Here is a 19,501-nt window from a genome sequence, read left to right on the forward strand (position 1 = left end):
AATTGAGTTGATTATAACCTTCCATTTAAAAAGAATCACTGTCATGCGAGCTACCCGATTTTTTATTTCCACACTCAAAGAAGCACCGGCAGACGCTGAGATCGTCAGCCACAAACTGATGATGCGCGCCGGCATGATCAAGCGTCTGGGTTCCGGCATCTATAACTACATGCCGATGGGGCTGCGCATTATCCGTAAAGTGGAAAACATTATCCGTGAAGAGATGAACCGCGCGGGTGCGATAGAGATGCTGATGCCAGTAGTGCAGCCTGCAGAATTGTGGCAGGAGACTGGCCGCTGGGACAAAATGGGCCCGGAACTGATGCGCGTCAAAGACCGCCATGGTCGTGACTTCATCATCCAGCCAACGTCTGAAGAAGCCATCACAGACGTAGTGCGCACTGAGATCCGCTCCTACCGCCAGTTGCCAGTGAATTTTTATCACATCCAGACTAAATTCCGTGATGAGCGTCGTCCGCGTTTCGGTCTGATGCGTGGTCGTGAATTCACCATGAAAGATGCCTACTCTTTTGATCGCAATGTCGAAGGCCTCAAGCAGTCTTACCAGGTCATGTACGATGCCTACACCCGTATTTTCCAGCGCTTTGGCTTGCAGTTCCGCGCGGTCGCAGCCGATAACGGTGCGATTGGCGGTTCCGGCTCCCACGAGTTCCATGTGATCGCGGAAACCGGTGAAGATGCACTGGTTTACTGCCCGACTTCCGACTACGCTGCCAATATGGAAGCGGCTGAGGCATTGCCATTGGTGACGACACGTCCTGCCGCACAGGCAGCGCTGGTCAAGACCGCGACACCGGGTAAGGCAAAATGCGAAGACGTGGCTGCCTTGTTGTCCATTCCTTTGCAAAACACGGTCAAGTCTATCGTTCTGACCGTCGATGCAGACAAAGAAGAAGACAAGCAAGTCTGGCTGCTGCTGTTACGTGGCGATCATGAACTGAATGAAGTGAAAACCAGCAAAGTACCTGGCCTGGCGACCTATCGCTTTGCGACCGAAGCGGAAATCGTGGAGTGGTTTGGTACCAAGCCTGGTTATCTCGGACCGATTAATACCCTGAAACCTGTCAAGGTCGTGGCAGACCGCACTGTGGCGAATATGGCAGATTTCGTCTGCGGTGCGAACGAAGCGGATTTCCACTTCACCGGCGCAAACTGGGGCCGTGATTTGCCTGAGCCAGTGGTGGCGGATTTGCGTAATGTGGTTGATGGCGATCCTTCTCCGGACGGCAAAGGCGTACTGGCGATCCAGCGTGGCATCGAAGTCGGCCACGTATTCCAGCTTGGCACTCGCTATTCTGAAGACATGAAGGCGACCTTCCTGGATGAAAACGGCAAACCACAACTGTTACAAATGGGGTGCTACGGCATAGGCGTGACCCGTATTCTGGGCGCGGCAATAGAACAGAATTTTGACGACAAAGGCATCATCTGGCCAACTTCGATTGCGCCATTTGAAGTCGTGATCTGCCCTATGGGCATGGATCGTAGCGAAGCGGTCAAGGCTGAGACTGAGAAGCTGTATCAGGCAATGCTGGAAGCCGGTATTGACGTGATTCTGGATGATCGTGGTGAGCGTCCGGGTGCGATGTTCGCTGACTGGGAGCTGATCGGTGTGCCGCATCGTGTCGTGATCGGTGACCGTGGTCTGAAAGATGGCAAGCTGGAATACGTAGGCCGTCGCGATGCAGAAGCGACTATCGTTCCGGTGGCTGAGATGCTGGCTTTTGTACAGGCTAAGCTTGCCGCGTAACAGAGCGGGCAGGCCAGCCTGCCCGTTACTGTCTGTGCTGAACATTGTTCGCAGTATGTCCCGGATTGCTGTTCCTCTTTCAATAAGCCGAATTTCCGTGAAAACCTGCTGTCGTCTGGCGGCAGGATTTTTCCTGTCCGCGACCTTAGGCGCGATGCCTGCGTGGGCCGGCAATCAGAAGGAAGAGGCGATGGCTGATTCCGTACGCCTGGCCTTGTCCAAGGCTATCTCTGATCCGCGTCCACCCAAGCCCAGTTTCAATAATATTGACGAACGTATCAGATATCTGCACTGGCTGGGTGAGATGTCAGTACGTCTGAAGCGGCGTATTCCCGATTACCAGAGCCGGATAGAATTGCTCGAAACGATATGGTACGAGTCCAAACGCGCAGGGCTGGACCCGGCGCTGGTAATGGGCCTGATGCAGGTGGAATCGGCATTCCGCAAATATGCAACCTCTGTGGTTGGGGCGCGCGGTTATATGCAGGTGATGCCGTTCTGGTCACGTGTGATCGGCGATGGCGATGCGAAGAAGCTGTTTCAGATGCAGACCAATCTGCGCTATGGCTGTTCTATCCTGCGTATGTATATCGATATGGAAAAGGGGGATTTGTATCTCGCTTTAGGTCGCTATAACGGCAGTCGGGGCAAGCCTGAATATCCGAACGCCGTGTTAGCTAACTGGAAAAACTGGGAATACACGCCGCCACGTTAAGGTCCGCGTTACTCCCTCGGTCTGGGAGTATCGCTTGCATCGCTACCAATATCCTGCGCGGCCCTGGCTGATACTGCCTTTGGTTGCGGTCTTTCATTTGCTGATACTGTGGTACTGGCCTGCGTTTCACGCGCCAGCTAACTCGCAACAGGCGAGTGCTATGCACTTCATGCTGTTGTCGCCAGCGATCCGGCAGACACTGCCATTGTCTGAACCAGCATTGGAGGCAAACGCAAGCACTAGTGCCCAACGCAACCCGGAGCGTACGCGCCAGCGCACTGTCAGCGCGCCGTCTCAGGTCTCAAGCTCAACTCAAACACCAAAAAAAGAGCAGCTACAGTCTGAGCAGGAACATGCTGCAGCGGTTGAATCAGCTAATTCGGCCGCCTCCGCTATACCCGCACCAGCTAGTACTGAACTCAAGCGCGATGTGCGCAGCCTGTTTTCAGGATTGAAAAAAGAGTTTGAAGCACGTGACCGGGTGTTAACGGCGGCAGAGAAATCGGCTTTCGCCAAATTTGCAGATCAGATCGCACGTTCAGGGACGGTGAATCACGAAGGTGTGAAACATGAGGTGCATATCATGGGGGATGGTCGCCCGGTGTCAAAAATTATCACACCGTTTGGTACCTACTGCATCATGCACAGAAAGCCCGGCGAGTTATTGGGCAATGAGATGCCGACTATTCCTATGAGTTGCGGGAATCTCTGAAGTCAGATTCGTCGCTGCGATATTCTTTGGGTGAGAATTGAATTTCAGTCTGACCGCCTGAAAACAAAAATGCCCGCGCGATGCGGGCATTTTTGTTTGGGATGGGATCATGACTCCCATTCAGCTTCCCAACGCACTTGGGCACTGCTCTGACGAATCAGGACAGATGACCGGAAATGAGTTTAGTCATTTCGAACATGGAGACTTGTTTCTTGCCACCGAAAACGGCTTTCAGTTTGTCGTCTGCATTGATGTTGCGTTTGTTTTCTGCGTCTTGCAGATTGTGCTTTTTGATGTATTCCCAAACTTTTTTCGTGACTTCAGTACGTGGAATTGGTGCTGCACCGATAACTGCTGCCAGTGTTGGGGAAATCGTCATAGGCTTCATGAACGCGGCGTTAGGCTTGCGTTCTGCAGCTGGTTTTGCTGCTGCTTTCTTAGGTGCCGCTGCAGGCTTTTTGGCTGCTGCTGCTGGTTTTGCTGCTGTAGATTTCTTTGGTGCTGTTGCCATAAATAGCCTCCTTCACAAATTTCTTGGATGGAGCTTTGATCGTTTTGAAAAGCTCCTGCATTGCGTCACTTCACGCATCGCTAATAGTGGTGTGGTTTTTATAGTGATGCAAGTCTTTTTTACTAGTTTTTTGTGAAAAAATGCAGGAATTTACGCTTCGTTGGATTTCTGGGCAAAAAAAAGCCGGATCAGCGTGATTTCTCCTCTGATCCGACCTGTTTTTTGACTGAATTCCGGAATGCGAATTAACGGCGTCCCGGCATCATTCCCTTCATACTACGCAGCATTTTCATCATGCCACCACCGCGCAGTTTTTTCATCATGCTCTGCATTTGTTCAAACTGCGCCAGCATGCGATTCACTTCCTGGATCTGTACGCCGGCGCCTGCCGCGATACGGCGTTTGCGTGAGGCTTTGATCAACTCCGGCTTGGCACGCTCCAGCGCCGTCATGGAATTGATAATACCTTCCATACGGCGTACCGATTTCTCAGCCTGATCCATATTGGCACCGCTGGCGGCTTGTTGTAACTGGGCAGGCAGTTTATCCATCAGATTCGACAGACCGCCCATATTGCGCATCTGGGAAATCTGCATCTTGAAGTCGTTCATGTCGAACTTACCGCCATCCTTGATTTTATGTGCAAGGTTTTGTGCAGCGGCGACGTCCATGCCTTTTTGTGCCGATTCGACCAAGGCCAGAATGTCACCCATACCCAGCACACGGTTGGCCATGCGAGTCGCATCGAAGGATTCCAGACCATCCAGTTTTTCAGCGACACCTACAAATTTAATCGGTTTGCCGGTGATATGGCGTACTGATAAGGCAGCACCGCCGCGTGCATCACCATCGAGTTTGGTCAGCACCACGCCAGTGAGCGGTAAGGCATCATTAAAGGCCTTGGCCGTATTGACCGCATCCTGACCCAGCATTGCATCGACCACGAACAGGGTTTCGATAGGGCGGACTGCAGCATGCACCTCCGCGATCTCTTTCATCATCGCTTCATCGATACCCAGACGACCAGCGGTATCAACGATCAGTACATCGTGATAATGTTTTTTCGCGTAATCCAGCGCCGCCAGCGCGATATCAACCGGCTTCTGGTCGGGTGTGGATGGGAAAAAGTCAGCACCCACCTGTTCAGTCACGGTTTGTAACTGACCGATCGCAGCCGGACGGTATACGTCGGCAGAAACGGTTAATACTTTTTTCTTCTTTTGTTCACGCAGGTATTTGGCCAGCTTACCGACAGTCGTGGTTTTACCGGCACCTTGCAGGCCCGCCATCAGGATAATTGCCGGTGGCTGGCAGGCAAAGCTGAGTTGAGACGCATCTTCACCCAGATCAGCGCCCATCAGGATGGCCAGTTCTTTTTGTACTACGCCAACCAGTGCCTGGCCCGGTGTCAGGGAAGAAATCACTTCTTCACCCATGGCTTTTTCTTTGACCCTTGCGATCAGTTCGCGCACTGCAGGCAGCGCTACGTCGGCTTCCAATAAAGCCATGCGCACTTCACGCAGCATGTCGGCGGTGTTGGATTCTGTCAGTCGGGCTTCGCCGCGCATAGTCTTGACGACTTTGGCGAGGCGTTGGGTGAGATTATCGAGCATAGCGCAGAGTTCAGTTCTTTGAAAAAAACACAATTAAGTAAAAAGTATGGGCAAAACTGCAATGCAGGCACTGAAGTCGCCAAATCATCCCGCATTTTACCTGATCGCGATCTGTGTTCCGTGGAAAACCTGAATACTGCACTGATACTGAGCAGCTTTTCCTTTGCTGTAGCTGTGCCGGCTCAAGCTGGCGCGCAGCGCTTATGGAACAATTTGCTGCAAATTACAGTCCAAGTTGCATTGCGGTAATTTTTGCAAGGTATGATGTGCCGCCAAGCTGTTCCGCTGATGAGTTATTTACTTAGGCTGAGCAGCGAAAACAAACTTAAGCCCTGCGAAGCTGCTTTATCCGGAAAGCCCGACCTGAGTTGGGTGGAATTCTCATTTTTCGGAATGACATTGAGCATCAGGGTGGATGTTTAGCCAGCAGACTGACTGTTTGAGGCTATAGGCAGCGAGTTTATCCGGGGCGGCATGTCTAGTGCTGATCCGGGGAGCAAACAAAAAGGCAGATGCATAGCATCTGCATCAGATTATTAAGGAGACATAATGAACGTATTTTCCAGCCGCCGCCGCCAGGTCGCCGGTTTACTGGCTGCCTCAGCCATGTTACTGCCATTTAGTGCGCTGGCAGAGGACGGCGTCAGCGACAGTCAGATACTGTTGGGGCAAACCGTAGGCGTCAGCGGACAGATCGCGGGGCCAGTCAAGGAAATGATGGCCGGTGCTAATGCCTATTTTGCCAAAACCAATGCGGGTGGCGGTGTACATGGCCGTAAGATAGAACTGATCACGCTGGATGATCAGTTCGATCCGGTCAATGCGGGGAAAAATGCGGAGCAACTGATACGTAAAGAACGCGTGTTTGCATTGTTCCAAAGTCGTGGCACACCACACACCCAGGCCATACTGCCACTGCTGGCGGAGAATAAAATTCCGCTGATTGCGCCAAGTACCGGTGCTGCCATATTTCACCAGCCTGTGAACCATTACCTGTTCAATGTAAGGGCCATGTATCAGACCGAAGTGAAAAAAGCGATTGAACATTTTTCCATGACCGGACTGAAGGATATTGCACTGGCCCATGTCGACGATACCTTTGGTAAAGATGGTTTGACTGGATTTCAGGAGACCATGCAAAAGCAGGGCTTGAAACCCAGTGCGGTTCTTAGCTATGACAGGGCCAAACCGGATGTGCCTAAGGTAATACAGACACTACACAATTCGAATGCCAAAGCCCTGATTGTGATTGGCTCTGCGGTGACTACTGCTGAAATTATTAACGGTTTGCGTAAAGCCGGGAATGCCATGCAGATCATGACCTTATCCAATAATGCGTCACAGTCCTTCATCGACAGCCTGGGTAACAATGCTCCGGGTATTATCGTTTCGCAGATTATGCCGGCGCCATTTTCCATCACTACCGCTTTGGGGCAAGAGTTTAAGCAGGCCGCCAAAGAGTACAAATTGCCGGAGTCTTATGCAGCAATGGAAGGCTATGTCTCTGCCAAGCTGATGGTGGAAGGCTTGCGCAGAGCAGGACGTGGTCTGACCCGTGACGGCTTAATACGCGCATTGGAAGGTATAAAAAAGCATGATCTGGGTGGCATCCTGATACAGTACAGTGACAAAGATCACACTGGCAGTGAATTTGTAGAGCTGACCCTGATCGGGCGTGATAAACACTTCATACGCTGATACGCTCAGGCTGGTTTTCCGCACGCACCCGGGGTGTAAAATCCGGTTATCCCGACGATTTTCCACTTTGAGTACTTGTTCAAACTGGTTCATGCTTGAAAAATCAAGGACTTAGTAGCGGGTGGAAAATTGGCACAGTCTTTGCAGTATTAGGAATACATATAAAAAACATCAAGGAGATCAGTATGTTGAAAAAAGCGATGTGCCTGGCAGGTTTATTATCGGTCACGCTGGCTGGCAGTGCCGCTGCGCAGGAGGTTGTGCGGCTGGGTAATCTGAAATTTGCGCACTATGGCGCGGTGTCCTATATCAAGGAAATCGCACCTAAGTGTGGCCTCAAAGTGGAAGAACGCGTGTTTGCCAAAGGTCTGGATGCGATGCAGGCTGTGATCGCCGGTGAACTCGATGTCGGTGCCGTTTCTTCGGAAGCTGCGATTTCCGGTCGTGCCAGCGGTACACCGCTGTATCTGGTGGCTGGCTTTGCCAAAGGCGGTGCGCGTCTGGTTGGGCGCACTGAGTTGGGCATTAAGACGGTGAAGGACCTGAAGGGTAAGAAAGTCGGCGTCACGCGCGGTGGCATTCAGGAAATTCTGCTGGCTGCCGAGCTGGCACAGAATGGACTGAGTTATTCGGATCAGCCGGGCAAAGATGTACAGATTATTTATCTGGGCTTTCCCGATCTGAATCAGGCACTGCTCGGCAAAAATATCGACGCCATCATGCAGTCCGAGCCGTATTCTTCACAGGCGATCAATAAGGGCTTTGGTAATGAAATCATCAAGCCCTATGACACACCGATAGGCGAGCCAATACGTACTATGGTGATGACAGAAAAGTTCTATAAAGAACGTCGTCCGGTCGCCGAAAAATTCATGCGCTGCTTTGTGGAAGCCACCAAGACTTTCATCGACAAGCCTGAAATCGCCGAAAAATATGTACGTGAAAATATGTTCAAAGGCCAGATCACGCACGATGACTTTGCTGATGCAATCAGTAATTCGCCTTACAGCTATGATGTGACGCCTGAACATATACAGATCACTACCGATCTGATGCAAAAATATGGCATAGGCAAAATGGCAAAGCCACCAGTCGCTAAAGACTGGGTCAAGACTGATTTGCTGGAGCAGGCAAAGAAATCACTGGGTATCAAATAATCCGTCTTCATACTGAGCAGGTCAGCCTGAAACAAAGCTGACCTGCCGGATAAAATTTTCAAGGAATTTCTATGAATAGCAAATGGCGTGAAATTGGCGCAGGGCTGATTGTGCCCGTCGTTCTGATCGCACTCTGGCAATGGGTGACCAGTAATGGCTGGGTCAACCCGCAGGTATTGCCGTCACCGTTGGCAGTCGTTAAAAAATGGATAGAGTATGCGAGCCCGCTGGAAGCCTATGATCCGGCCAGCATGAGTCGTCTGGCCTGGATTTTTTCTGGTGAGCTGATCCGCGATACTTTAGGCAGTATGTATCGCGTCGTGGTTGGTTTTCTGATCGGCGCCGGACTGGCCTTGCCGCTGGGACTGGCAATGGGTTCCAGCCAGCGTGTGTATGCATGGATGAATCCACTGATACAGGTGTTGCGTCCGATTCCACCGATCGCCTACATCCCGCTTTCTATTTTGTGGTTTGGACTGGGCAATCCTCCGGCGGTTTTCCTGATTTCTATCGGTGCGTTTTTCCCGGTACTGATGAATACCATCGCCGGGGTCAGGCATGTGGATGGTATCTATATCCGTGCTGCACGCAATCTGGGTGCCAGCCAGACAACCATGTTCTTACGTGTGATGCTGCCAGCGGCTGTGCCCTATATTTTGTCCGGTGTGCGTATCGGTATCGGTACCGCTTTTATCGTGGTGATCGTATCGGAAATGATCGCGGTGAATAATGGTCTGGGTTTCCGCATTCTGGAAGCGCGTGAGTACTTCTGGTCGGACAAAATTATTGCCGGTATGTTCAGCATAGGATTTTTAGGTCTGGCGATCGATCTGGCGATGAATAAACTGAATAACCACTTGTTGCGCTGGCACCGTGGATTGGAGAACTGAGATGACAAACACTGCACAAATTCAAGTTAAGGGCGTCAACAAAATTTTCCGCACCGGCGATAAAGAAGTCGTCGCCTTGCGCGATATCCAGCTGGAGATTCCGGAAGGGCAGTTTGTCTGTCTGCTGGGGCCTTCCGGTTGTGGCAAATCGACTTTGCTTAACGCTATCGCTGGCTTCTCGCTGCCAACATCGGGAGAATTGATCGCCAACGGTAAAGCCGTGACCCAGCCGGGGCCGGATCGTGGCATGGTGTTTCAGGAATATGCGCTGTTCCCGTGGATGACGGTAGAACAGAACATTGCGTTTGGTCTGGAAATCAAAGGCATGTCCAAAGCTGATATCGCAGCCCGCGTCAGTAAGTTATTGGGTATGCTGGGCTTGTCGGATTTCCGTCAGCGTTTTCCTAAGGATCTGTCCGGCGGTATGCGCCAGCGGGTAGCGATTGCGCGCGTGCTGGCGCTGGACTCACCTATCATGTTGATGGATGAGCCTTTCGGCGCGCTCGATGCGCTGACCAGACGCAATCTGCAGGATGAATTATTACGTATCTGGGCAGAACTGAAAAAGACCATCATCTTCGTTACGCATAGCATAGAAGAAGCGATTTATCTGGCGGACCGGATTGTCGTGATGACTTATCGTCCGGGAACCGTGAAAAAAGACTTGCTGATCGAAATGCCGCGTTTACGTGATCCTTCATCGGCGGAATTCAATCAGCTCAAGCGCGAGCTGGGGCAACTGGTGATGGAAGAGCAGCAGCGTCATCACAATGATGAATTAAAAATGGCCGCAGTGGATTAAGCTGGCCGCGCAGGGGCAAAGTCGGAAATAATACGGTCTTTGCCCCTGCGCTACAGAGCATGAATTCCTATAAACGCCAGATTGCCATGCTGTTACTTGCCACGCTCGCCGTGGTCAGTATTTTTGCGACCTATCTGTTCTCCAGCTACCAGGCCAGAAAAGATCTGCGGCAGAGTGGTGAGCGTCAGTTGCAGATGATCGCACTGGATCTGGAGGCGGTGTTGGAGCGGCATGAAACCCTGCCCTACACCTTGTCTTATCTGCCGCAGGTGGCGCAGGTATTGGCGCATCCTGAGAATCAGGACGGAATACGCGCACTCAATCAGGATTTGCAGACGATACAGCAACAGGCCAAGATTGCCGCCATCTATCTGATGGATGCCCAGGGCAATACGATTGCGGCGAGTAACTGGGATCAGCCGCAAAGTTACATAGGTCAGAACTTCAGTTTTCGTCCCTACTTCCAGGATGTGATGCAAAGGCGTAATGGGGCTGGCCATTTCTACGCGATCGGTAACACCACGAATATCCCCGGCTATTTTATTTCTCAACCAGTGTTTGCCTCACCCGGGCAACGTGGCAGCAGCGAGCCTGTGGGTGTGCTGGCGGTCAAAATCAGCCTGCATGAATTTGAAAAAGCCTGGCGCAGCAGCGAAGATCCGATCGCACTCAGCGACCGCCATGGCGTGGTATTTCTGAGTAACCGCGAAGTCTGGCAGTATCGCAGCCTGCGTCCGCTCGATGCTGAAGTGCAGCGCGATATCCAGGCGACGCTGCAGTATTCGGGAAAAACCATCCATGCCATTTCTGCACTGTCAAAAAAAGAACAAAACGGCTACGGCGAATACCTGACGCGTCCGATTGGACGTCTGGGCTGGCAATTGATGCTATTTCCCGATGAAGCTAAAGTGAATACGGCTGGGCTGGAAAGCGCGGCCATCGCCTTGCTGTTGTTGCTGGTGCTGGCGACTATCGCTGCCGCCTGGGATCAGCGTCAGCAACGTTTGCAGGAGCGGATAGTGGCTCAGCAGGCTTTGCAACAGGCGGCCGCGCAGCTGGAACAGCGTATCGCCCAGCGTACCCGCGACCTGACCCAGGCGAATGCAGACTGGGAGGCGCAATTCTGCAAATTGCAGCAGACAGAACAGGTGCTGCGCTCTACTCAAAACGAGATGGTACAGACTGGCAAACTGGCTATGCTGGGTCAGATGGCAGCCGGTATCACACATGAGTTGAATCAGCCGCTGACGGCGATACGGGCTTTTGCCGATAATGCGGATGTATATCTGCAGCGCGGTAAGCTTGAACAGGTCAGCGCCAATCTGCACCACATCAGCAGTGCCAGCGAGCGCATGGGTATCATCATCGCCCAGCTCAAGGGATTCGCGCGCAAGAGCGGTGATCAGCTACGGGCAGTCAATGTCACGCAATCGGTGCATGCTGCCGTCGCTTTATTGCAAAACGACTTGCACAGACTGGGCTTGCAGCTGGAGCTGCATTTGCCTGAATCCTTGCAAGTCTTAGGCGACAATATACGTCTCGAGCAAGTCATCGTGAACTTGCTCAGGAATGCGATGGATGCAGTCGAACAACAGCCGCGCTTATGGATAGAAATACGGGTTAGCGAACAGGCTGGGCAAGTCTGGATACAAATTTCAGACAGTGGTGCCGGTTTGCCGGATGCAGTGATCGCACATTTATTTGAGCCCTTCTTCACGACCAAGCCCAGCGGCCAGGGACTGGGTTTAGGACTGGCGATTTCTTCATCGATAGTGCAGGCTATGAATGGCACGCTGCAGGCTGAAAACCGCGCTGCCGGTGGTGCTTGTTTTACAGTACGCCTGCCGCTGCTGAACGCGGCTTCCGGACAGGATAGAAAGGAAACAGAGTGACTGTGGCACGTGTCATATTGATAGAAGATGAGCAGGCGGTCCGGCTGGCGACCACGCAAAGTCTGGAGCTCGGTGGCTTTGAAGTCAGCGCCTATGCCGCGCTGGAACAGGCTCTGCCGCACATTCATGCCGACTATGAAGGCATCGTGGTCAGTGATGTGCGTTTGCCAGGCATGTCCGGACTGGAAGGACTGGAAAAAATCAGCGCATTGGACAAGGATTTACCCGTGATACTGATCACCGGGCATGGCGATGTGCGCATGGCAGTATCCGCCATGCGTTGCGGTGCCTACGACTTTATTGAGAAGCCATTTTCCGCTGAGCGCCTCAGCGAAACCTGCAGCCGGGCTCAGGAAAAGCGCCGCCTGGTGCTGGAAAACCGTCAGCTGCGTCAGACCCTGGCACGTCACCCGGCCACGCCGGAACTGATAGGGCAAAGCCCAGGCATAGAAAAACTGCGTCAGTTTATCCGGCATATCGGGCCGACCCAGGCGGATGTACTGATACATGGCGCCACCGGTACCGGCAAGGAAGTGGTGGCACGTCAGTTGCATCTGGCCAGCGGCAGGACAGGGGAGTTTGTCGCCATCAATTGCGGTGCCTTGCCTGAGTCAGTGTTTGAGAGCGAAATTTTCGGACACGAAGCCGGTGCCTTTACCGGCGCGCAAAAGCGTCGCATCGGTAAGCTGGAGTATGCAAATGGCGGTACGGTATTTCTGGATGAAATAGAAAGCATGCCGCTGGCTTTGCAAGTGAAGCTGCTGCGCGTGCTGCAGGAACGTAAGCTGGAGCGGCTGGGCGGTAACGCGCTGATCGATCTCGATTGCCGCATCATTGCGGCCACTAAGTCCGATTTGCTGGCGCTGGCCGCGCAAAATCAATTTCGGGAAGATTTGTATTTCCGGCTCGCGATAGTCCAGCTTGCCCTGCCACGTTTGCAGGACAGGCGCGAGGATATACCTTTGTTGCTAGCCCACTTTGTACAATTATCGGCGCAACGTTTTGCGCGTCCTGTGCCGGACTGGACGCCAGCGCAGATACAGTTGTGGCAGCAAAAAGACTGGCCTGGTAATGTACGCGAATTGCGCAATTTTTCAGATCAGCTGGTGTTGGGTTTAGTTGATACTGGCGGAAGTGTGCCGGACGGCTCGTCTTCATTGCCAGCCAATGCCGCGCCAGACAGCTTGCCACGTCAACTGGAGCTGATGGAGATTTCGCTGATTTCCGAGGCGCTGCAAAAGTACCAGTTTCAGGTTGCCGCCGCTGCAGAGGCCTTAGGTATTCCGAAAAAGACGCTGTATGACAAACTGAAAAAATTCCAGATTGCCTTGCCCTGAAACCGTTGGCCGATTAGCGCGATGACTGCATCGTGGCGCTAATGAGCGCTTGTTGCGCTTGCTGTAAATAGGGCAGCGGATCGATGTCCGTCATGGCGCCGGATTGTTGTATGAACTGGCGCAGCAAGGACACATGTCCGGCACCGTAAATCACCAATAAGCGCTCTTGTGGCTGATCTGCCAGCCGCACCAGATTGGCGAAAATTCTCACATTGCGTGCATACCAGTGACCCAGCCAGTTCGCTCCCGGGCTGGCGTTCTGATCACCCAGCATGGCGTAGTCGAAATACTGGCGCTGACTGTGGGCGATCTCTTGTGGCGTATTGAATTTCACTAGCCAATCCGCGACGCTGTGTTGCGTCATCCACAGCCCTTCGGCTTTGGCCTGACTGGTATCGCGCATCGCTTGCAGGCGTTCTTGCATCCTGTGCTGCACAGCCCAGCTTTCGTAATCGTAGTGATGCAATTCAGCGGGGGGCATGTCATTCCAGTCGACCGCATACACTGTCTGGTGGCCGAGTCTGGCCGCCAGACGGAAGCCCAACTGTTGTACCTCATTTTTATTCAGTGCAGCAGCCTGGTCGCGGTAAGCGAGGAAGCGTTGCTGCAGTTTTTCCTGAGCGCGTGCATCTATCTCTACCGCGATTTTTGTCGGACGGAATGCACTCAGAGCTGCGCATAGCTGTTCGATTTCCTGCTGGCGCTGTGCGGACAGCACATCGGGTGATTCGATATTGACGACATCGCGTCCGTAATTGGCGAAATGTGAGGTCCCGATCAGCATGATCTGCGGACGTTCGCTGACGCTGCGCTGTCTTAACAGACCGCTTTCTGCAGCCTGACAGGCAGTGGCGCTGACTGCCCAGCTCACCAGCAGTCCGGCTTGCAGCAGACGGGAGGAAAGGGCGCGTATCTTCAACAACATGTTTACCTTTAATCAATAGAGGGTTTGTTTGGCTTGCAACTACGTTTATGATGAGATTTGCATGTTTAAGAAGCAATGTTTTTGCGATGAAATGATTATTCTTAGGAATGGAATGCAAAAAACAGATAAAAAAAGCCCCCGTGTATAACGGGGGCTTTCAGGATCAGACTGGAGCTGGCGTGATTATTCCGCGCCCATTTCCTTGATCAGTTTGTCTGCTTTATCCACATGTTTCATTTGCCACAGCATGTAGCGCAGATCAACTTGAATAGAGCGGGTTTTGGCTTTATTGAAGTCCCAGTCAGAGATGATGGAGTCCAGTGTGCCGTCGAAGGCCAGACCGATAAATTCACCTTTGGCATTCAGTGCAGCGGAGCCTGAGTTACCACCAGTGATGTCGAGTGTCGCCAGATAAGCCAGTGGTACCGCTTTCAGGTGAGGATCGACATATTTACCAAAGTCTTTGGCTTTGATTGCAGCCAGTTGTGCAGCTGGTGCATTGAACTCGCCTTTACCAGTAGCCTTCGGTGGGATACCGTTGACAGTCGTGAAGGCAGACCATGCCAGACCATCGGCGGTGCCGTGATCGCGGCCAGCAACTTTACCGAAGGTGACGCGCAGGGTGCTGTTTGCATCCGGATAGACAGCCTGGCCTTTGCTGGTCATGTAAGCGATTTTTGCTTTCATGTAGTTGGCATAGGCTTGCTGGATTTTGCCGGCCAGTTCTTCATCTTCAGCTTCGCGTTTCATAAAGCCATCATACATAGCGACTGCTGCTTTGATGAAGCTGTCATCGCTGGTTTTGAAGTCTGCTGGTTTTGCTGTCAGCCATGCGCTGCGTGCTGCTTTGTCAGCCAGTTTGCTGCCTGCATAGATCTTATCCAGCAATGCCTTCAGATCTGCTTCAGACATGTTATCGCTGATACCGATCGCTGCATCAAAATCTGCATTGCGTTCCGCTTTAGCTTGCGCTGCATATTTTTTCAGGTTATTGATTACCAGTGCTTTGTCTACGCTTTCCACATAACTGCGTTCCAGGCTTTCTACACCAGCTTTGAAGCGTGGCAGATCACGTTCCTGGAAACCTGCTTTACGTTCCGCATCCGGTTTGACACGTTCGTTAGCCAGACGGTACAGCGTGCGCGCTGTGCCTAACAGGCGTGGGAAGGAGCTGCCCAGATAGAATTCCTGTTTGCTTTGCGCATCGCGTGTTGCGATCAGTTTTTCAACCTGAACCAGATCTTCGCCAAACTGTTTGGCACGTTCCGGATTGCTGTTGACCCAGGCTTTCAGCTCTTCGTGTTCCTTGGTTTTACGTGCCAGGAAGTCGCTGCCAGCATAGCTGTCGAGCATACCCTGACGGTTTTTGTAGTAATTATTGATGCCAGCAACCTGACTTGCATACTTGAGGCGCGCATCATCATTGCCCGCGGTTTCCTTAGCGATGATCGCCAGTGTTTCGCCGGAGGATTTAACGAATGCCGGATAGTTCCAGTCAAAAGTGTAAGCCACTTCGGAAGGCAGACGGTGACGGTTAGTGCGGCCAGGGTAGCCCAGTACCATCACGAAATCGCCTTCTTTCAGGCCGTCTTTCGCCATTTTCAGGAAGTGCTTAGGAACGTAAGGAACGTTATCCTTGCTGTAGTCAGCGGCTTTGCCGTCTTTGCTCACATAGGCGCGGTAGAAGCCGTAGTCACCGGTGTGACGTGGCCACATCCAGTTATCGGTATCGCCACCGAATTTGCCTACGCCTTCCGCCGGTGCATGGACCAGACGGACGTCGCGGATTTCCATCTGTTTGATCATGTAGAACTCAAGTCCACCGTAGTAAGGGTAGACGTTGCAACGATGACCTTCGTCTTTTTCACAGGCGGAAACCAGTGCTTTGGAATTCTTTTCGATCGCATCGACGCGTTTTTTGCCAGTCAGTTTGGCGGTGTCTTTGTCGATGATTTTGTCGGTGACATTATTGACTTCTTTGGTCACGAAGATACGTGAACCTGGCTGCGCCGGCAATTCTTCTTCCAGGGTATTGGCCAGGAAACCATTAGCCAGCAAATCACGGCCTGGTTTGGAGTTGTAAGCAACGCTGCCATATACGCAGTGATGGTTGGTCGCAACCAGACCCTGCGGTGAGACGAAAGAAGCCGAGCAACCGCCCAGGCTGACGATGGCACCCATAGGGAACTCAGTCAGTTTGGTCAGGTTTTTCGGATCGAGTTGCAGACCAGCCGCCTTGAGCTGTTTCGCAACTTGCGGCAATTGTTGTGGCATCCACATACCTTCGTCGGCATAGGCGACGGAAGCAGTGCTGAGCACAGCCAGCGTAAGAAGTGTCTTTTTCATCTTTGTATTTATCTGAAAGTGTGAAATAAAATTTCTGTCCCTTGGGGCAATCCGGTAAGCCGGAAGGCGCGCAGTTTAGTGTGAATTCCGTTGAAAAAGTTCAAAAAAACCTGAAAATGCGGGAAATTTTATTCAGCATTGAATTTCACTAACCTCGAATTTATCTTTTTAATAATTTTATTTTCATCCTGAGCTTGAGTCCGTCATCTGTGCATAGCCTTGCGCTATTGGTGGAAATCAAAAAAAGCAGTTGCAGATAGTGTAAACTTAGCTGATGCAAATCTATTTACCTTTCCTGTCTGCAGCCCTGTATCTGGCTGCGCTCCTGCTGCCATTACGACAAGTGCGCGCTGCTGCAGCGCTCACGTCTGTTGCCTGGCTGCTGCAGGCGATCTCCTTGTACAGCCATGTATTTGCGGGCGAGGCCTTGCGCGTCGGCTTCGCAGTGATGTTGTCGGCAGCGCTGTGGATGACAGTCAGTGCCTATGTGCTGGAAAACCGCAGCTTTGCTTTAGGCGGTTTAAAAATACTGTTGCTGCCGCCAGCCATTGTTGCGGTCAGTCTGACCGCCTTGTTCCCGGGCAGCCTGATTCCGCTGTACGGGAAAACCCAGATGTTTCCCTGGCATGTAGCCATTGCGCTGCTGGCCTATAGTACGCTGACCATTGCTGCTTTCCATGCCGCGATCATGAGTTTGCAGGATAAGCATCTGCACAAACTACGTGCGCAGCCGGTCAGCCCCTGGCTGACGCAATTGCTGGATCAGTTACCCGCTTTGCTGACAATGGAAAAAGTCTTATTCCGGCTGATCACCATTGGCTTTGTATTGCTGACATTGACGGTGTTTTCCGGTATCGTTTTTTCTGAGCAGGTATTGGGCGTCGCGTTTAAATGGGATCATAAAACGGTCTTGTCTTTATTTTCCTGGGCTTTGTTCGGCATCCTGTTAATGGGGCGTCACTGGCGTGGCTGGCGTGGAAAAACTGTGCTTAGTTTCACGCTGTCTGGTTTTCTGGTTTTGTTGCTGGCCTATGTGGGCAGTCGTTTTGTGCTTGAAGTGCTGTTGCACCGGAGTCTGGTATGAGAATTATTTTGTGGCTGCTGCTGGGCGTGCTGGTGATTCTGGCGTTAAAGAAGAAAGCACGTGATATGCAGTCCCGGACATTTCAGACGCCGCCTGAGGCAGCGCCATCGTCTGCGCCATCGGCAGCTCCCGGTCATGCGGTAAGAGAGGCAGAGGATATGGTCAGTTGCGCGCATTGTCAGTTGTATGTACCTGTTTCTGAAGCGGTGCTGCGTGGCGAACTGCACTTCTGCAGCGCGGCGCATGCCGATCAGCATACACATTAAGCAGCACGATGCAGGCTCCTCTCCCCGGGTTTTCTGATCCTTCGCCTTCATTCTGGCGTTCGCTGCAGACCTTCAATATCTCGCGCATTGTCATCGCAGCCTGCTTACTGCTATTGCTGAATCTGCGCAGTACCAAGGATATCTGGGTCTTCAGTCAGTTGTTTGCAAAAGACATTTGTTTTGCCTATCTGTTTGCCAGCATTAGTTTTGCGCTGATCCGTTTTTTTCATCAACGGCACTTCGTTGCACAGTTGCTATTGCAGATTTTTGTTGATCTGCTCGTCATTTCCTTGCTGTATCTGGGCTCGGGCGGCGGGCGCGGCGGACTCAGCATCCTTTTTATGTTTCCGCTGGCTGGCGTGGCTATCCTGTCGCCATTGATCTGGGCCTTCTTTTTTTGCTCCATTGTCAGTCTGTTTCTGTTGGTGGAAGGAGTGTACCGCGCGCTGGAGCTGAATGATGGCAATCTGGTGTCGCAGGCCGGCTTGTTCGGGGCATCTTATTTTGCTGTGATTTATGTGGTGAGCCGGCTGGCCAATAATTTGATCCGCCAGGAACAGCTCGCGACCCAGCGCGGTAATGAGTTAGCGATGCAGCAGGCGATTAACCGGCTGGTGATTGCGGATATGGGAGATGGCATCCTGGTGCTGGATCATTCCGGCCGTGTGTTTGAAATTAATCCAGCCGCAGAGCGCATGCTGGGTGGTAATCTGAGCAAGGAGATGCTGGGCATTAAACTGGCCAATATCGTTGCACTCAGGCCGATGGCAGAGACCTTGGCTGATATGCGTCAGCGCAGCATCAGTGAGCTGGGACGGAATCCGGAGGATGATATTTCCTTTGTGTCGATTCCCTGCTATCAGGATGAGGGGCGCAGTGGTTTGAAATCTGGCTTTGAGGTCAGCAGTTTCGGGCTGCGTGCTGAACGTCCGCATTTCGTGACCCATCTCAAGCTGCGTTTTATTCTGGTTGATGATAGTTATTTGTTACCTCTTTCCACACAACAGGCGCTGGACCGGCGCTATACCATCGTGTTCATGCAGGATGTCTCGGATATAGAAAATCAGGCGCAGCAACTGAAGCTGGCTTCGATGGGGCGATTAACCGCCAGTATTGCGCATGAAGTCAGGAATCCCTTATCTTCCATTTCGTATGCAGCTTCATTATTGAATGAGGATCTAAGCCAGTTACTGCCTGAAAATCCACAGGCGCGGCGTTTGCTTCGTATCGTCGATGATAATGTCGCGCGTTTGAATCAATTGATTGAAGATATACTCAAGCTGTCGCGCAAAGCGAGAACCGATGTCGCAGCTTATCCTCTGATGCGCGTCGTGCGTGAGTGTGTGCAGGATTTCAGTGAAACCCGCAGCATTGATCCTGAGCTCATCCTGATCAGCGATGAGGTGGATTTTCAGGTCAGTTTTGATCCCGGACATTTGTTTGAAGTGCTGACCAATCTGCTGTCAAATGCAGTGCGTTATGCCAGTGGTAAGCCCGGCAGTATCCGGCTGCATGCCATGACCAGCGCCAATGGCCGTCAGGAATTGCATATCCAGGATGATGGTCCGGCGATCAGCTATGATGTCAGGGCACACTTGTTCGAACCGTTTTATACAACATCGCGCATGGGAACCGGTCTGGGTCTGTACATGGCGCGTGAACTGTGTCTGAATAACCGTTCCTTGCTCGATTATGAGTATCGGGTCGATGAGAGCCTGGGTGAACAGCTTGAGCCTAGCGGGCGCTTTGTGATTAATTTCTCAGGATTGTCGGTGTAATAGT

At 52.1% G+C, this 19,501-nt stretch carries 16 protein-coding genes; 12 read left to right on the forward strand and 4 right to left on the reverse strand.

Translation table 11 applies throughout. The annotated features are described in order from the left end of the window. The first annotated feature begins 43 nt into the window (after positions 1–43). The 3 genes from EYB48_RS10750 to EYB48_RS10760 all read left to right on the forward strand — a co-directional run bounded on the left by EYB48_RS10750 (position 44) and on the right by EYB48_RS10760 (position 3,198). Positions 44–1,771, forward strand: a complete 1,728-nt coding sequence (locus EYB48_RS10750; protein WP_162020352.1) for a proline--tRNA ligase — start codon at positions 44–46, stop codon at positions 1,769–1,771. 154 nt (positions 1,772–1,925) lie between these two features. After that, positions 1,926–2,486 (forward strand): lytic transglycosylase domain-containing protein, encoded by a 561-nt coding sequence (locus EYB48_RS10755; RefSeq protein ID WP_230403700.1) that lies wholly within the window; start codon positions 1,926–1,928, stop codon positions 2,484–2,486. Between the two features lie 34 nt (positions 2,487–2,520). Next, entirely contained in the window at positions 2,521–3,198 is a 678-nt protein-coding gene (locus EYB48_RS10760; RefSeq protein WP_162020353.1) for a hypothetical protein, read from the forward strand. A 157-nt stretch (positions 3,199–3,355) separates the two neighbouring features. Here EYB48_RS10760 and EYB48_RS10765 read toward each other — a convergent pair whose 3' ends face one another. Next, positions 3,356–3,709: an SWIB/MDM2 domain-containing protein gene (locus tag EYB48_RS10765; RefSeq protein ID WP_162020354.1), complete on the reverse strand. Its 354-nt coding sequence runs from the start codon at positions 3,707–3,709 to the stop codon at positions 3,356–3,358. Positions 3,710–3,954: 245 nt separating this feature from the next. Beyond that, entirely contained in the window at positions 3,955–5,322 is a 1,368-nt protein-coding gene (gene ffh / locus EYB48_RS10770) for a signal recognition particle protein (protein WP_162020355.1), read from the reverse strand. Positions 5,323–5,871: 549 nt separating this feature from the next. Here ffh and EYB48_RS10775 point away from each other — a divergent pair. From EYB48_RS10775 to EYB48_RS10800, 6 genes are all read left to right on the forward strand, one after another. Continuing rightward, positions 5,872–7,020: an ABC transporter substrate-binding protein gene (locus EYB48_RS10775; protein WP_162020356.1), complete on the forward strand. Its 1,149-nt coding sequence runs from the start codon at positions 5,872–5,874 to the stop codon at positions 7,018–7,020. A 185-nt stretch (positions 7,021–7,205) separates the two neighbouring features. Beyond that, a complete protein-coding gene (locus EYB48_RS10780; protein ID WP_162020357.1) occupies positions 7,206–8,177 on the forward strand; it encodes an ABC transporter substrate-binding protein in 972 nt (323 codons plus the stop codon). 71 nt (positions 8,178–8,248) lie between these two features. Then, entirely contained in the window at positions 8,249–9,067 is an 819-nt protein-coding gene (locus EYB48_RS10785; RefSeq protein WP_162020358.1) for an ABC transporter permease, read from the forward strand. A 1-nt stretch (position 9,068) separates the two neighbouring features. Then, positions 9,069–9,869, forward strand: a complete 801-nt coding sequence (locus EYB48_RS10790) for an ABC transporter ATP-binding protein (protein WP_162020359.1) — start codon at positions 9,069–9,071, stop codon at positions 9,867–9,869. Positions 9,870–9,928: 59 nt separating this feature from the next. Further along, entirely contained in the window at positions 9,929–11,761 is a 1,833-nt protein-coding gene (locus tag EYB48_RS10795) for a sensor histidine kinase (RefSeq protein ID WP_162020360.1), read from the forward strand. Further along, positions 11,758–13,098: a sigma-54-dependent transcriptional regulator gene (locus EYB48_RS10800; RefSeq protein ID WP_328823361.1), complete on the forward strand. Its 1,341-nt coding sequence runs from the start codon at positions 11,758–11,760 to the stop codon at positions 13,096–13,098. Before EYB48_RS10795 ends, EYB48_RS10800 begins: the two co-directional genes overlap by 4 nt. Before the next feature lie 13 nt (positions 13,099–13,111). On the opposite strand, the gene EYB48_RS10805 is transcribed toward EYB48_RS10800, so the two are convergent. Both EYB48_RS10805 and EYB48_RS10810 read right to left on the reverse strand, forming a co-directional pair. Continuing rightward, on the reverse strand, positions 13,112–14,023 hold the full coding sequence (locus EYB48_RS10805) for a DUF5694 domain-containing protein (RefSeq protein ID WP_162020361.1): 912 nt from the start codon (positions 14,021–14,023) through the stop codon (positions 13,112–13,114). Between the two features lie 183 nt (positions 14,024–14,206). Further along, a complete protein-coding gene (locus EYB48_RS10810; RefSeq protein WP_162020362.1) occupies positions 14,207–16,369 on the reverse strand; it encodes a S46 family peptidase in 2,163 nt (720 codons plus the stop codon). Between the two features lie 274 nt (positions 16,370–16,643). Between EYB48_RS10810 and EYB48_RS10815 the strand changes: the two genes are divergently transcribed. Genes EYB48_RS10815 through EYB48_RS10825 form a run of 3 tightly spaced genes read left to right on the forward strand, consistent with a single transcriptional unit; the run spans position 16,644 to position 19,497 of the window. Beyond that, positions 16,644–17,453: a cytochrome C assembly family protein gene (locus EYB48_RS10815; protein WP_162020363.1), complete on the forward strand. Its 810-nt coding sequence runs from the start codon at positions 16,644–16,646 to the stop codon at positions 17,451–17,453. Continuing rightward, entirely contained in the window at positions 17,450–17,719 is a 270-nt protein-coding gene (locus EYB48_RS10820) for a PP0621 family protein (protein WP_162020364.1), read from the forward strand. The genes EYB48_RS10815 and EYB48_RS10820 overlap by 4 nt, the downstream gene beginning before the upstream one ends. A gap of 8 nt (positions 17,720–17,727) precedes the next feature. Continuing rightward, positions 17,728–19,497: a sensor histidine kinase gene (locus EYB48_RS10825; RefSeq protein WP_162020365.1), complete on the forward strand. Its 1,770-nt coding sequence runs from the start codon at positions 17,728–17,730 to the stop codon at positions 19,495–19,497. The last annotated feature ends 4 nt before the right edge of the window (positions 19,498–19,501 follow it).

This window comes from Cognatundibacterium crateris, from assembly GCF_010078235.1.
GTDB classification, from domain to species: Bacteria; Pseudomonadota; Gammaproteobacteria; order Burkholderiales; family Burkholderiaceae_D; genus Undibacterium; species Undibacterium crateris.

Excerpts from the sequence above, each read along its gene's own strand:
- EYB48_RS10790 (WP_162020359.1), top strand. The coding sequence starts at position 9,069 with ATGACAAACACTGCACAAATTCAAGTTAAGGGCGTCAACAAAATTTTC.
- EYB48_RS10775 (WP_162020356.1), top strand. The coding sequence starts at position 5,872 with ATGAACGTATTTTCCAGCCGCCGCCGCCAGGTCGCCGGTTTACTGGCT.
- EYB48_RS10805 (WP_162020361.1), bottom strand. The coding sequence starts at position 14,023 with ATGTTGTTGAAGATACGCGCCCTTTCCTCCCGTCTGCTGCAAGCCGGA.
- EYB48_RS10755 (WP_230403700.1), top strand. The coding sequence starts at position 1,926 with ATGCCTGCGTGGGCCGGCAATCAGAAGGAAGAGGCGATGGCTGATTCC.
- ffh (WP_162020355.1), bottom strand. The coding sequence starts at position 5,322 with ATGCTCGATAATCTCACCCAACGCCTCGCCAAAGTCGTCAAGACTATG.
- EYB48_RS10820 (WP_162020364.1), top strand. The coding sequence starts at position 17,450 with ATGAGAATTATTTTGTGGCTGCTGCTGGGCGTGCTGGTGATTCTGGCG.
- EYB48_RS10750 (WP_162020352.1), top strand. The coding sequence starts at position 44 with ATGCGAGCTACCCGATTTTTTATTTCCACACTCAAAGAAGCACCGGCA.
- EYB48_RS10780 (WP_162020357.1), top strand. The coding sequence starts at position 7,206 with ATGTTGAAAAAAGCGATGTGCCTGGCAGGTTTATTATCGGTCACGCTG.
- EYB48_RS10810 (WP_162020362.1), bottom strand. The coding sequence starts at position 16,369 with ATGAAAAAGACACTTCTTACGCTGGCTGTGCTCAGCACTGCTTCCGTC.
- EYB48_RS10795 (WP_162020360.1), top strand. The coding sequence starts at position 9,929 with ATGAATTCCTATAAACGCCAGATTGCCATGCTGTTACTTGCCACGCTC.
- EYB48_RS10825 (WP_162020365.1), top strand. The coding sequence starts at position 17,728 with ATGCAGGCTCCTCTCCCCGGGTTTTCTGATCCTTCGCCTTCATTCTGG.
- EYB48_RS10815 (WP_162020363.1), top strand. The coding sequence starts at position 16,644 with ATGCAAATCTATTTACCTTTCCTGTCTGCAGCCCTGTATCTGGCTGCG.
- EYB48_RS10785 (WP_162020358.1), top strand. The coding sequence starts at position 8,249 with ATGAATAGCAAATGGCGTGAAATTGGCGCAGGGCTGATTGTGCCCGTC.
- EYB48_RS10765 (WP_162020354.1), bottom strand. The coding sequence starts at position 3,709 with ATGGCAACAGCACCAAAGAAATCTACAGCAGCAAAACCAGCAGCAGCA.